The organism is Nocardia gipuzkoensis (assembly GCF_021183645.1).
GTDB classification, from domain to species: Bacteria; Actinomycetota; Actinomycetes; order Mycobacteriales; family Mycobacteriaceae; genus Nocardia; species Nocardia abscessus.
Map to the genome: position 1 here is coordinate 294,672 of NZ_CP089225.1, position 13,299 is coordinate 307,970.

Sequence of the window (13,299 nt, forward strand, 5' to 3'; positions counted from 1 at the left end):
CCGGTCGCGGTGGCGTTCACGGCGACGAGACGTCGCGGCGGTGCGGCGGTGGCGGTGCGGTCCGTCCGCCGCGGCCGTCGAACCAATTGATCCACACGCCCTGCCCCCGCGGGTGATGACACGCAGCTAATTTTCTGCGACAACAAGGCAATTCGGGTCGCCGGTTCCGGATGCCACCCAGCGTTACCGCAATCGATCGCGTGTCGTAACCATCCGCGGCGTCTCGCGGCGATCTTCGAAATTCTCCTGTGCGCATCCGCTTTCGGCGTCTACCATCGAACATTGTCTGGAACGCCATGGTGCGTAGGCAAATTCGTTCGATGAGCTCTCCGCGGGCATGCCCGCTGCTGTTTGATGTGAACACCCAGCGACTCTGAACTATCGACGCCTCTGAATTCACCCTGCCCCAAACCCGTCACCGAGTCTCGGTGGCCGTCTCGAGGTGAGGACCACGCATGACCATTGAAATGCCAGTCCAAACGGAAAACAACGCGCGCAAGAGCCTGAGTACCAGTACGGCCGGGCTGCTCGCGCACACCACCAAGTCCGAACCGCAGATGCAGGGCATCAGCTCGCGCTGGCTCACCCGCGCGCTGCCGTGGACCCAGGTCAACGGCGGTGTGTATCGAGTGAACCGCCGCCTGACCCACACTGTGGGCAACGGCGAGGTGGAGTTCGTCATCGACGGCGGCACCGCCAAGGTCATTCCCTTGGAATTGCAGGAGCTTCCCGCACTGCGCGGCTTCGACGACGAGGAAGTCTTGCGTGGCCTCGCAGAGCGCTTCGAGCAGCGCGATCTCGAACCGGGAACTGTCGTAGCGGAATTCGGCAATCCCATGGATCAGATCTTGCTGGTCGTGCACGGCAAATTGAGCAAGATCGGTTCGGGCGAGTACGGCGAGCAGACCAAGCTCGGCCTGCTCGGCGGCGGCGGCTACTTCGGTGACACAATCCTGACCGAGCCGTCCGCGATCTGGCCGGTGACCATCAAGACGGTCACGAAGACGACCCTGCTGGTCCTGCCGCGGCAATCGCTGACCGAGTTCGTCGACAGCACGCCGGCGCTGAGCGAGCAACTTTCCCGCGTCGCTTCCGCGCCCAGTCATCGCCAGAACACCAAAGGCGAGGCCGACATCGAGATCTCGTCGGGCCACGCCGGCGAGCCGCTGCTGGAAGGCACGTTCGTCGACTACGACGCCTCCCCCCGGCAGTACGAGCTCAGCCTCGCGCAGAGTGTGCTGCGCGTGCACACCCGGGTCGCCGATCTGTTCAACGACCCGATGAACCAGGTCGAACAGCAGCTGCGCCTGACCATCGAGGCGCTCTACGAACGGCGGGAATACGACCTGGTCAACAACCCCGATTTCGGTCTGCTGCACAACTGCGATCTGAAGCAGCGCATCTACACCGAATCCGGCGCGCCCACCCCGGACGACCTGGACGAATTGCTCAGCATGCGCCGCAGCACGAAACTGTTTCTCGCACACCCGAAAGCGATCGCCGCGTTCGGTCGCGAATGCAGCAAGCGCGGGCTCTACCCGGATCCGGTCGAGGTGGACGGCCACCGGGTTCCCGCATGGCGCGGCGTACCGATCTTCCCGTGCGGCAAGATCCCGATCAGCGACACCCAGACCACCTCGATCCTGGCCATGCGCACCGGCGAGAAGGACCAGGGCGTGATCGGCCTGCACCAGACCGGGATTCCGGACGAATACGAGCCGAGCCTCAACGTGCGGTTCAAGGGCATCGATGACCAGTCGATCATCTCCTACCTGGTCAGCTGCTACTACTCGGCGGCCGTCCTGGTGCCGGACGCCCTCGGCGTGCTCGACAACGTCCTGGTCGCCCGGCAAGCGGACTGACCGGGGTGATGAGCATGTCGGTGCTCTCTCGCGCCGCGGCGGTGCAGGCGACCGATGAGGTCGCCGCGACCGTCGTCGCGCTGCTCACCAACACCCGGACGACCGCCCCCTCCGAGCTGTTTTCGGCGGGCCCGGCGGACCTTCCGGCTCCGGACGAACAGGCGGGCGCGGAACCCAGCCGCCTGCTCGGTCCGTCCGGCCTCGGCGCTGCCGCGCTGCTGCTTCCGGTTCCCGGCGGGGCACCCGCCACCCACCCGGCCGCTGCGCGCACCGCTACTCCGCCTACCGCCACCGGCGGTCCGGGGACGGCGGCGGCACCCGGCGACGTAGCGGGATCGGTCGTCCAGGCGGGACGGCTGCGGTTACCGACGGCGCCGCGCATCCCCGCCGGGCCGACCGGGCTCGGCACGGCGTCGGCGTTCCTCGGAGCACCCGGCATCGCGGCACTCATTCCACGAACCGGCCGCACCGAACCGGAGTCCGACGGCGGTCCCGCTCGAATTCCACGAGGGCCGACCGGCCTGGGCACCACACCGGTGCACCACAATCGACCCGATCCGATCCCGCCGCTGTACTGCCCACCACCACTGCGTGACGATCCCGTGCTCGCCGAGGCGGTCAACACCGGAATCGTGGAGTGGGCCAGGGACATCGGATTGTACGAGGGGCGGCTGGACGAGTTGCGCGACGCCGACTTCGGCCGGTTGATCATGCTCGCCCACCCGGACTGCGACGACGCGGACAAGCTGCTGGCGGCGGCGAAGTGCGCGGTCTCGGAATGGTCCGTGGACGACTACTACTGCGAGGAGGATGCCGACGACCGGGCCCCGGACGGCACCCCCTCCAGCGCCGAGGCCGAATTGGGTCCCCGGCTGGAACTGGCCGCCGCCGCCATGGATCCGGTGCACCTGCCCGCGCGTTACGCCGTCCAACTCGAGGCGGCTCTGGAGGCGGACCCGATCCTGCGCGCGTTCCGCACCTCCTTCGACCATCTGGCTCGCTACGCCCGCCCGGCGCAACTGGCCCGGCTGCGCACCGAGATCGCGGGCTGGTTCATCGCGCTCGGTGCGGAAGCGGGCTGGCGGGCAGCGGGACGGATGCCGCCGGTCTGGGAGTACCTCACCAACCGGCAACCACACAGCTTCCTGCCGTGCATGGCGCCGACCGACGTACTCGGCGGCTACGAGTTACAGGCCGCGGAGTACACCGATCCCGCGGTCCGCCGCGTGGTCACCACCGCGGCCCTGGCCAGCCAGATGGTGAACGACCTGTATTCGATGGCGCGCGAGGACCTTTCGAACGGCAGGGAGTTCAATCTGCCGACCGTCCTCGCCGCCGAGGAGCGCTGCTCGCGTCGCGAGGCCGTGCTGCGCACGGCCGAGGTGCACGACGAGCTGGTGCATCGGTTCGAACGTGAGGCGGCGCCCTTGGCCGCGGCAGGTTCGCCGGAACTACGCCGCTTCCTCGCCGGCCTGTGGGCCTGGATGGGCGGCAACCGTGCCTGGCACGCCGACAGCAAACGCTATAGAGACCCGCACTGAAGCAAGAAAAGCAGTACCGCACCGAGAGAGGATGATCGCGCATGACCATGCTCAACCCGGAGACCGGGACCGTTCTGCGTACCAGCTACCAGAAATCCGTCGCCGCGTACTGGAACAACAACCCGAACGACGACCGGGTGAACACCAAACTCGGTGAGGTCGACGGGCTCTACCACCATCACTACGGCATCGGCGATCCGGACCTGTCCGTGCTGACCGGTCCGGAGGACACGCGTGAGGAACGCATCGTCGCCGAACTGCACCGCCTGGAAACCGCGCAGGCGGATTTCTTGCTCGACCACCTCGGCGACGTCCGCCCCGGCGACCGGCTGATGGACGGCGGCTCCGGTCGCGGCGGCACCAGCTTCATGGCCAATCAGCGCTTCGGCTGCCAGGTCGACGGCGTGACCATCTCCGAATACCAGGTCGGTTTCGCCAACGACCAGGCCGCCCATCGCGGCGTCGCGGACAAGGTGAAGTTCCACTTCCGCAACATGCTGGGCACCGGGTTCGAGACCGGTTCCATGCGCGGCATCTGGACCAACGAGACCACCATGTACGTGGACCTGTTCGACCTGTTCGGTGAGTTCTCCCGCCTGCTGGAACCGGGCGGACGCTATGTGTGCGTCACCGGCTGCTCCAACGACGTCACCGGCGGCCGCTCGTCCTCGGTCAGCTGGATCGATGCGCATTACGGCTGCATGATCCATCCGCGCAGCGAGTACTTCCGCGCCATGGCCGAGAACGACCTGGTGCCGATCGCCGTGACCGAACTCACCGCGGCGACCATCCCCTACTGGGAGCTGCGCACGAAATCCGAGCTCGCCACCGGTGTCGAGAAGCCGTTCCTGACCGCGTACCGGGAGGGCAGCTTCCACTACCTGCTCATCGCCGCCGATAAGGTGAGCAGGTGACCGACACCCTCGCCCAGCAGTGCACCGACCGCGAGGCCCTACCCGTCGAGCTCGTCGACGACGCGGGGCGCGCGGTCGGCGCGTGCTCGGTCGCGGAGGCCCACCTAGCCCCCGGACGACTGCATCGCGCGTTTTCCGTGTTGCTGTTCGACTCGGCGGGCCGGGTGCTGTTACAGCAGCGTGCGGCGGTGAAGACCAGATTCCCGTCGCTGTGGGCCAACACCTGCTGCGGCCACCCCGCGCCCGGCGAACCGGTCACCACCGCGGCGGCGGTTCGCCTGGCCGAGGAGATGGGCTTGGCCGGCACGCTCACCGAGGCGGGGATCTACCGCTACCACGCGGCGGACCTCCGCACCGGCCGCGTCGAGTCCGAATGGGATCACGTGCTGATCGGACGGCTGGATATCGGGACGCCTCGTCCGGATCCGGCCGAGGTCGCCGACTATGCCTGGATCCAGCCGGACGCCTTACGCGACGCGCTGGCCGACAATCCGACGGCCTACACGCCGTGGCTGGCCGGGGTCCTCGACGTCGCCGAGCACGCGTACGTCACGAAACCCTCGGCACCCTGATCGTCCGCGATTCCCGGTCCGAGGCAGCCGCGCGCATTCTCGGCTGCGCACAGTCGAGCGCGATGCCGACCCGGCTGCCTCGATCCGGCCCGCGACGTCGTTTCGGCTTCCTCTTCGCGGCTTGTTGTCAGTCGGCATCCGAGCCTTTCCACTATGGTCGGCGGGCAGATCACATCGATAGATGCGCATATCCGTGTAACACCATGGACAGAAACTGAGAGAACTCATAGGAACGGCACAGGCTTTGGCCAGGACCGTTCTGCATCGTTGAAGCTGAAGTAGTTCTCGGTGAAGTGAGGTGCGTGATGGTCGAGTTCGAGGTCACCGGAACGACGGTGACGGTGCACGTGCGCGGTACGCATCAACTGCTCGCGCTGCGTGATCAGGTCACCTTCGATTTGTCCGACATCACCGCGCTCGGCTTGGCCGGAGTCGACCGTCGCCCGCCGTGGGTGCGCGCGCCCGGCACGTTCTTCCCGGGCGTGATCGCGGCTGGGACGTTCCGCGGCAAAGGCCGCAAGGAATTCTGGGACACCCGCTTCGACGGACATGCCATCCGTATCGACCTGGCGGGCGCCGATGTCACACGGCTCGTGGTCGACGTGGCCGACCCGGACGCCGAGTTGCGCAAACTCGCCACCGCCGTGGCCGCCTGATCGCTCAGGCGCCGAACGATCGCAGCGAGCCGGTGTACGGCTTGAGCGGCGGTGTGGCGAACTCTCCCCAGCCGGACTTGCGGAGACCGAGCGTGAGCAGCGATTGAACGGTCAGCGTCGCCGCCGTCACGCCGTCCACTACCGGCACGCCGACCTCGGCGCGCACCTGCGCACACAGATCGGCCATGCCCGCGCAACCCAGGACGATCGCGTCGGACGCGTCCGCCTCGACTGCCTGCCGGCACGCCTCGATGACGATCTTGCGTGCGTCCGGATCGGCGTCGAGGGCGAGCACAGGAATCTCGCAGGCGTGGATACCGCGGCAGAAACGCCGCATCCCGTAGCGTTCGGCCAGATCGGCGGCCCGGCCGACGGTCCGGCTGAGCGTGGTGACCACGCTGAACCCGCGACCGAGATGGGCGGCGGTGCGCATGGCGGCCTCGGCGATCCCGATCACCGGTCCCCTGGCCAGCTCCCGGGCGGCATCGAGGCCGGGATCGCCGAAACAGGCGAGCACGTATCCGTCGACGCCGTCGGCCTCACCACGCCGGATCGCGGCGAGCACGCCGGGGACGCTCAGCGCTTCGTCGTAGTGACTTTCGATCGAAGCCGGTCCCATCTCCGAGGTCACCGCGTCGAGCACGGTGCCAGGACCGGTGACGGCCCTGGCACACTGCTCGATCGTGTCGGTCATCGCCCGGGTGGTGTTGGGGTTGACCACACGGATACGCATCAGGCCGCGCTCTCCCGCACCGCCAGCCGCGTGCGGGTGGCCAGCACGAAGTACGCCACGAACCCGAGGCCGCAGCCGATGAACCAGCTGTACTGCGCAGCGGTGTACATGCCGGTGACGTCCTTGGCCAGCACCGGGATCACGGCGACCAGCGCGCCGACCGCCGTCGCGATGACGGCGGCGGGGTTGTACCCCCCGCGATACCAGTAGCGTCCACTGCTGGACATGGTGAACAGGTCGTCCACCACGACACGCTGCTTGCGCACCAGGTAGTAGTCAGCGATGAGCACACCGAACAGCGGGCCGATGAAGGCGCCCAGCACTTCTAGCGTGTAGTGGATGACCTCTGGGTTGTTGTAGAGATTCCATGGCGTGATCAGCACCGACCCGACCGCGGCGATCATGCCGCCCGCTCGCCAGCTGATCCGCTGCGGGTTGACATGCGAGAAGTCGAAGGCGGGCGAGATGAAGTTCGCGACGATGTTGATGCCGATGGTGGCGACGGTGAAGGTCAGCGCGCCGAGCACGATCGCGAAGGTGCTGTCGATGCGCGCCACCGTGGCGACCGGATCGGTGATCAGCTCGCCGTAGACCGGCACCGTCAGCGAGGCGGTGATCACCACCAGCAGCGAGAACAACAGGAAGTTCAGCGGAAGGCCGAGCAGGTTGCCGCGCCGCACCGCCGCGAAGGACTTGCCATAGCGGGAGAAGTCACCGAAATTCAGCATCGGCCCGGAGAAGTAGGAGACCACGAGCGCGATGGCGCCGAGCATCACCGGCACCGAATCCCAGCCGGTGTACCGCACAGCGCCGAGGCTCAGATCGATGGCGCCCCAGCCCGCCTTCGCGATCAGGTATCCGCACAGCAGAAACATCACCACGTAGACCGCGGGTCCGCAGAAGTCGATGAATCGGCGGATGGACTCCATGCCTCGCCAGAAGACGCAGGCCTGCACCACCCACAGCGTCAAGTAGCTACCCCAGCCGAGCAGCGACAGACCGAGGAACCCGTAGTCCTCGGCCACCGCGTAGGGCGCCAGGGACGGGAAAAGCTTCACCAGGACGACATCCAGCGCCGCTGAAGCGAGGAACGTCTGAATGCCGTACCAGGCCACCGCGATCAGCCCACGGATGATCGCCGGGATGTTGGCGCCCAGCACGCCGAACGCGCTGCGGCAGATGACCGGATACGGCACACCGGTCACCTGGCTCGGCTTCGCGACCAGGTTGCAGAAGAGATACACCACGGTGATGCCGATCAGCAGGGCCAGGAGCACCTGCCAACTGGCCAGACCTAGTGCGAACAGGCTGCCCGCGGTGACATAGCCGCCGACGCTGTGCACGTCCGACATCCAGAACGCGAAGATGTTGTAGGAGCCCCAGCGCTGCTCGCGCAGCGGCGCGAGGTCCTCGTTGGTGAGCCGCGGATCGTAGTCGGCGGGGGTGGTGGTCGCCGGCGCGAGGCCCGGCGCCACCGGAGCGATGGTTTCGGTCATGGTGTTTCCCGTCCGAAGGGTGAAACTGTGATCGAAACGACGGTAGGAATCGGCTATTGCCCGTCCGTTGCACCGTTATTGCCCGGCTATTGCGCAGCAGATATATCTTCCGGCGCGAGCAGCCCGGTGTCGGTGGGCAGCGTCGCGATCACGGCCTCCAGCCTGCGATGGTGCTGTCCGGCGGCGAGCAGCAGGCGATCGACGTCCCGGGCGAGGAACGCATCCAGCATCAGCGCGTGATCGGTGTGCAACCGCACTCGGTCCGCCCGGCCGATGTGCACCATCGACTGCACCGGCTCGGTGACGTTCCACGCCGATTCGAGCATGTGCAGCAGCCGGAACAGTCGCGACGGCCGGGTCAGCGCCACATGGAAGCTGCGCGACCCGCGGTGGTAGGCGGCCGGATCGTCGTCGCGAATCGCCTGCTCGAGACTCGCGTTCACCTCCAGCAGTTCGGCGCGGTCTGCGGCGGAATGGTTCATGGCGGCCGCCGCGAGCGAAGCCGTCTCCAACGTCTCCCGGACGATATACATCTCACGCAGCTCGGCGGCAGTCAGCTGAGCCACCACGTATCCGGCATGCGGCTCGTGCGTGACCAGCCCCTCCCCGATCAGGGTCTTGAGCGCCTCACGCACCGGAATATGGCTGACGCCGAACAGTTCCGCCACCTCGCGCAGCGGAATGACGGTACGGGGTGGCACCGCACCGTCGAGGATCACCCGGCGCAGTTCGCCGAGGATGATCCGCGGGCGGCCGGGCGAGTCGACAACCAACCTCGCGAGCAGCGCCGAACGTCGTCTCGGGGGCATGGCAACACGCTAGGCGAAGGGTGTTGCGTTCCCGGTCCTCCGTGTGACGGTCAGGAAACGTCTCACAGTACCGACCGGTCGCGTGGTGAATGTGGTCGAACTGGGTGTTCTGGCGGGGCGCGCACCGGTTCGACCCCAGGTTCGCGCGAAGCGAGACGTGGCATTGCCTGTTCGCGGCCGACTCATGTCCGAGCAGCGGCCGCTGTCAGCTGAGCCCTTCGAAGTCTCACTCGGCACACGATCGGGATCCCGCGCGAGATGCGTCCCCAGACGATGACGTCACTGCCCACGACCCCGCGACACCGCACGCCGAGGGTCACGGCACGGCGCAAGCCCAGGTAGCGAGGTTACGGCCACCGCGCAAGCCCAGGTGGCGAGTTACCGCCGGACGCCACCACACAGGCCCAACCGCCGGTTTCGAGCGAAGCGAGACCTAGCATTGTTTGTTCGCGGCCACCAGGGGGCCGCGAACACCCAGCGCCGGAGGCGCTGGAAAACCAACACAGAGGTTTTCGATGACAGTTTCGGCAGGACAGTTCGTCGAGCGCCGGTTCGCACGATTGGTCGCTGAGTTCGACCGGCTGTTCCGGCGGCCGTCCGACGGCGGCGGTGCGCTGGCGATCTATCTGCACGGCGAGCCGGTGGTCGACGTCTGGGCCGGGTATGCGCATCCCGACGTCCCGTGGGCGCGCGACACCGTCGCGATGGCGTATTCGACCGGCAAGGGTATCGCCAGCACGGTGGTGCACCGGTTGGCCGAGCGCGGGCTGATCGATTACGACGAGCCGCTTGCGACGTACTGGCCCGAGTTCGCGGCCGCGGGCAAGGAGCGCATCAGCGTGCGGGACATGCTGACCCACCGGGCCGGGCTGCACCGGTTACGCGGCCTGCTGCCGGGACCGATCGAGCGATTCTTCGATGACGACGCGGTCACCGCGGCGCTCGCGGCCGCCGCTCCCGATCCACGGCACAAGGTGACCAGCGGCTACCACGGCATCACCTACGGGCACCTTGCCGCTGAGCTGGTGCGCCGGGTGACCGGAGCGGAATTCACCGATGTGCTGCGCACCGAGATCGCGCAACCGCTGGCGGCCGAAGAGCTCTGGTTCCGGGTGCCCGCCTCCGAGCGCGGGCGCGTCGCCACGAATTTCCCGCGCCTGACGGTCGCGGGCATGAGCTGGGAGCGTGGCTCGCAACTGCTCGCCCGCACCCGATTCGCGGCCGCCGCCGATACCACCCCGGTGGGGTTCGCCGAACTGGTGGCCGACCCGCGCCTGCACGATTCGGTGATGCCGGGCCTCAACGGCGTTTTCTCCGCCCGCGCGCTGGCCCGTGTGTACGGCGCGCTCGCGGACGGCGGACAACTGGACGGATACCAATTGCTGCGCCCGGACACCATCGAGCAGATGACCCGGCGGCACGTGTTCACCCCCGACTACGTGCTGGCATTCCGCATCCCCTGGGCCCTCGGTTACCACGGCGTGCCGATGAAACCGTCCAAGGCCGAACCGATCTCGGCTTTCGGCCATTTCGGGCTCGGCGGCTCCGGCGGTTTCGCCGATCCGGCGACCGGTATGTCGCTCGGCTTCGTCACCAATCGCCTCGGCAGCAGGATCACCCCGCTCGGTGACGCCCGTCTGGCCCGGTTGGGCGCGCTGGCCCACAACCTCGCCCGAGCCGCCTGACCCGGCGTGACCGAGTGGCAGCATGGCGGTATGGAGTCGGTCGAGAAGTCCCGGATCGAGGCGGCCGCGCGACTGCTGGCCCCGGTGATCCGGCGTACGCCGCTGGTGGCGTCGCGGGTGCTGTCCGAGCGCGTGGGCGCCGATGTGTGGTTGAAGTGCGAGAACCTGCAGCGCACCGGATCGTTCAAGCCGCGCGGCGCCTACAACCGGATCGCGAATCTGCCGCAGGAGGCACGGGAGCGCGGCGTCGTGGCCGCGAGCGCCGGGAACCATGCGCAGGGCGTCGCGTGGGCGGCGTCGTCGCTCGGCATCGCCTCCACGGTGTTCATGCCGGTCGGGGCGTCGCTGCCGAAACTGATGGCGACCAAGGCGTACGGCGCGCAGGTGCGCCAGGTCGGTGAGACGATCGACGAATCACTGGACGCCGCAGTGGATTTCGCCGACCGGACCGGTGCGACGCTGATCCACCCGTTCGACCATCCCGACATCGTGGCCGGTCAGGCCACTGTCGGCGTGGAGATCGGGGAGCAACTACCCGAGGTCGGCACGGTGCTCGTCCCCACGGGCGGTGGTGGGCTCTTGGCCGGAGTCGCGGTCGCGCTGCGACATCTGACGCCGAACGTGCGCGTCATCGGAGTCCAGGCGTCGGAAGCGGCCGCATGGCCGGATTCGCTGGCGGCGGGCCGTCCGGTCCGCGTCGAGCGGATGTCGACGATGGCCGACGGCATCGCGGTCGGGCAACCGGGCATGGTGCCGTTCGGCGAAGTGGCCCAGCACGTTTCGCGCATCGTGACGGTGGACGAAGAGGCGCTGTCGCAGGCGTTGCTGCTGTGCCTGGAACGCGCGAAGCTGATCGTCGAGCCCGCGGGCGCCGCGGCGGTCGCCGCGCTGATGAGTCACACGCCGGAGGAACTCGACCTGCGCGGGCCGGTCTGCGCGATCCTGTCCGGCGGCAATATCGACCCCTTGCTGCTGACCAGGGTGATCGGGCACGGTCTGAGCGCGGCGGGCCGCTATCTCGCCGTGCGCGTGACGATCTCCGATCGTCCGGGCGCGCTGGGAGCGCTGCTCGCGGTGATCGGTAAGACGGGCGCCAGTGTCGTGGACGTGGCGCATTCGCGCACCGGGACCTGGCTGGCGGTGGACGAGGTCGAAGTGGCGCTCACCCTGGAAACGCGCGGTTCCGGCCACCGTGACGACGTGCTCACCGCACTCGCGAACGCCGGATACGCGGTCCGCGTAACGGATTGACCCGGCCGCCCTCGGCGGGCACGCGCCGAGTGCGGCGCGGCGAAGTCAGTGCGCGCCACCGACTTCCAAGGCCAGCACGCCGAGGATCACCAGCGCTATGCCGCCGACCTGCACAAGCGTCAACCGCTCGTCCAGGAACAGCACGCCGATCAGCGCGATCGCCGCGACGCCGACCGCCGACCAGATGCCGTAGGCGACCCCGATCGGCATGCCCCGTTTCAACGCCTGGGCCAGGAAGAAGAACGCCGCGCAGTAACCGACGACCACCACGATCGAGGGGACGAGCTTGGTGAAACCCTCGGAGAGCTTGAGCGAAACGGTCGCGGTCACCTCGGAGGCGATGGCCAAAGCGAGCAGGAACAAGGTCATTTCCGCAGCGTAGCCAGAGCCGCGGCGCGCGCACAGCCGTAGCTGTCCGTGGGCACAGCCGCTCCCCAGCACGGGGAATCGCGTTCCGGTGGCCGCGGTCACCGCATCGATACGATCGGCCGATGCGTAGCTCGGCCGTTGCGGTAACCGGTTTTCCCTTCGATGAAGTGACCTGCAACGAGTTGCCGTATGCCGAGCGCGACGAACGGTATCGGCGTTTGCACGAGTGGCCGGAGTCCAGCTTTGCGCACCGGTCCGGGCTGCGCATGATCTGGAAATACGCCGATGTGCGCGAGGTGCTGGAAGCCACCACACCGGGCATCTCCACCGCGAATTCGCTGGACCCATTGGTCGGTTACGCACGTATCGCGGCGACACCGCGCGCCCTCCCGCATTTCGTCCGGCACCTGGTTCCGCCACCCGCGAAGGCCACCGCCAACCTGGCCGACGACCGGTTGCACAAGCGCGTGTGGAACACCATGGCCGGACCGTCCGGGCATTTCACCATCTCCCCCGCCGATCGGCCCGCCCGGATCGCGGCGATGGTCGAGCACTTCCACGAGGCAGTACGAGACGCGGGATTCCGGCCCGGCTCGTCGTTGGACGTGACCGCGCTATCGATCGGCTACGCCGCAAGGACCGTCGGTGCGGCGGTCGGCCTGCCCGCGGCGGACTGGCCGCACGTGGCCGCCTGGAGCGGAGCGCAATCGGGACTGCTCGGCCGGGTGCTGCGCGGACGGGAACTGGCCGACGCGGTGAGCGCGCTCGGCTGGTTGTTCACGGTGAGCGGCAAAGCGGTGCGGGAGGGCCGGGGCAGCGAGGCGCCCGGATTCGCGCGCAGGCTCCGTGACGCCGGGCTCTCCCATCGGATCGCGGTGTCGGCCATGGCGAATTCGCTTGCCGCCGGAGTGCACACGGTGAGCGGCAGCATCCAGCAGGGCGTCCAGCGATTGCTCGGCGATCCGGAGCGGGCCTGGTGGGACCTGCTCGCCGAAACGGAGGGCGGCGCACGGGTCACGGCGAAGATCCTGCAACTCGATCCCGGGCTGGTGGCGTGGAAGCGTCAGACCAGGAAGCCGGTCGTGCTGTCCAGCGGCACGCGGCTGCCCGCCGGGCCGGTGCTGGTGCTGTTCGCCGCGGCCAACCGCGATCCGGAGGTCTTCCCGGACTGCCTGGCACTGCACGGGACCGGGAAGCTGCCGTTGACCTTCGGGTTCGGCAGACATGTCTGTCCCGGCAAGAGCATGGCGACACTGGCCGTCGAGGTATTTCTCCGGCAGCTGCGCGAACTCGCGCCGGAAGCCGAGATCGTGCCGGATTCCGGTGGCACCGCCCGGCGTCGCCGCGATCTGCTGTTCAGCGGCGCCGACATCACCATCGCCGGATAGACCGATTCGCCACACCGGTTCGC

At 68.0% G+C, this 13,299-nt stretch carries 12 protein-coding genes; 8 read left to right on the plus strand and 4 right to left on the minus strand.

Annotated elements, in window-relative coordinates; all coding sequences use genetic code 11:
• The first annotated feature begins 455 nt into the window (after positions 1-455).
• The 5 genes from LTT66_RS01305 (at position 456) to LTT66_RS01325 (ending at position 5,545) form a co-directional block, all read left to right on the plus strand.
• Positions 456-1,862 (plus strand): family 2B encapsulin nanocompartment shell protein, encoded by a 1,407-nt coding sequence (locus LTT66_RS01305; RefSeq protein ID WP_233063328.1) that lies wholly within the window; start codon positions 456-458, stop codon positions 1,860-1,862.
• Between the two features lie 14 nt (positions 1,863-1,876).
• A complete protein-coding gene (locus LTT66_RS01310) occupies positions 1,877-3,403 on the plus strand; it encodes a family 2 encapsulin nanocompartment cargo protein terpene cyclase (protein ID WP_233063329.1) in 1,527 nt (508 codons plus the stop codon).
• 41 nt (positions 3,404-3,444) lie between these two features.
• A complete protein-coding gene (locus LTT66_RS01315) occupies positions 3,445-4,317 on the plus strand; it encodes a geranyl diphosphate 2-C-methyltransferase (protein ID WP_233063330.1) in 873 nt (290 codons plus the stop codon).
• Positions 4,314-4,889, plus strand: coding sequence for an isopentenyl-diphosphate Delta-isomerase (idi, locus tag LTT66_RS01320; RefSeq protein WP_233063331.1), 576 nt, complete (start codon positions 4,314-4,316; stop codon positions 4,887-4,889). Before LTT66_RS01315 ends, idi begins: the two co-directional genes overlap by 4 nt.
• Positions 4,890-5,194: 305 nt before the next feature.
• On the plus strand, positions 5,195-5,545 hold the full coding sequence (locus LTT66_RS01325; protein ID WP_181725340.1) for a hypothetical protein: 351 nt from the start codon (positions 5,195-5,197) through the stop codon (positions 5,543-5,545).
• Positions 5,546-5,549: 4 nt separating this feature from the next.
• Here the strand turns inward: LTT66_RS01325 and LTT66_RS01330 are convergent, their stop codons facing one another.
• The 3 genes from LTT66_RS01330 to LTT66_RS01340 all read right to left on the minus strand — a co-directional run bounded on the left by LTT66_RS01330 (position 5,550) and on the right by LTT66_RS01340 (position 8,583).
• The gene (locus LTT66_RS01330; RefSeq protein WP_233063332.1) at positions 5,550-6,278 is read right to left on the minus strand and encodes an aspartate/glutamate racemase family protein; all 729 of its coding nucleotides are present in this window, start codon (positions 6,276-6,278) and stop codon (positions 5,550-5,552) included.
• Entirely contained in the window at positions 6,278-7,774 is a 1,497-nt protein-coding gene (locus LTT66_RS01335) for an NCS1 family nucleobase:cation symporter-1 (protein WP_233063333.1), read from the minus strand. The genes LTT66_RS01330 and LTT66_RS01335 overlap by 1 nt, the downstream gene beginning before the upstream one ends.
• Positions 7,775-7,860: 86 nt before the next feature.
• Positions 7,861-8,583, minus strand: coding sequence for a GntR family transcriptional regulator (locus tag LTT66_RS01340; RefSeq protein WP_233063334.1), 723 nt, complete (start codon positions 8,581-8,583; stop codon positions 7,861-7,863).
• Between the two features lie 515 nt (positions 8,584-9,098).
• On the opposite strand from LTT66_RS01340, the gene LTT66_RS01345 reads away from it, so the two are divergent.
• Both LTT66_RS01345 and ilvA read left to right on the plus strand, forming a co-directional pair.
• Complete coding sequence (locus tag LTT66_RS01345; protein ID WP_233063336.1) at positions 9,099-10,268, plus strand: serine hydrolase domain-containing protein; 1,170 nt, start codon at positions 9,099-9,101, stop codon at positions 10,266-10,268.
• Positions 10,269-10,298: 30 nt separating this feature from the next.
• Positions 10,299-11,519: a threonine ammonia-lyase gene (ilvA, locus tag LTT66_RS01350; protein WP_233063337.1), complete on the plus strand. Its 1,221-nt coding sequence runs from the start codon at positions 10,299-10,301 to the stop codon at positions 11,517-11,519.
• A gap of 45 nt (positions 11,520-11,564) precedes the next feature.
• Here ilvA and LTT66_RS01355 read toward each other — a convergent pair whose 3' ends face one another.
• Entirely contained in the window at positions 11,565-11,888 is a 324-nt protein-coding gene (locus LTT66_RS01355) for a DMT family transporter (protein ID WP_233063338.1), read from the minus strand.
• A gap of 122 nt (positions 11,889-12,010) precedes the next feature.
• Here LTT66_RS01355 and LTT66_RS01360 point away from each other — a divergent pair, with 122 nt between their 5' ends.
• Positions 12,011-13,276: a cytochrome P450 gene (locus LTT66_RS01360; RefSeq protein ID WP_233063339.1), complete on the plus strand. Its 1,266-nt coding sequence runs from the start codon at positions 12,011-12,013 to the stop codon at positions 13,274-13,276.
• The last annotated feature ends 23 nt before the right edge of the window (positions 13,277-13,299 follow it).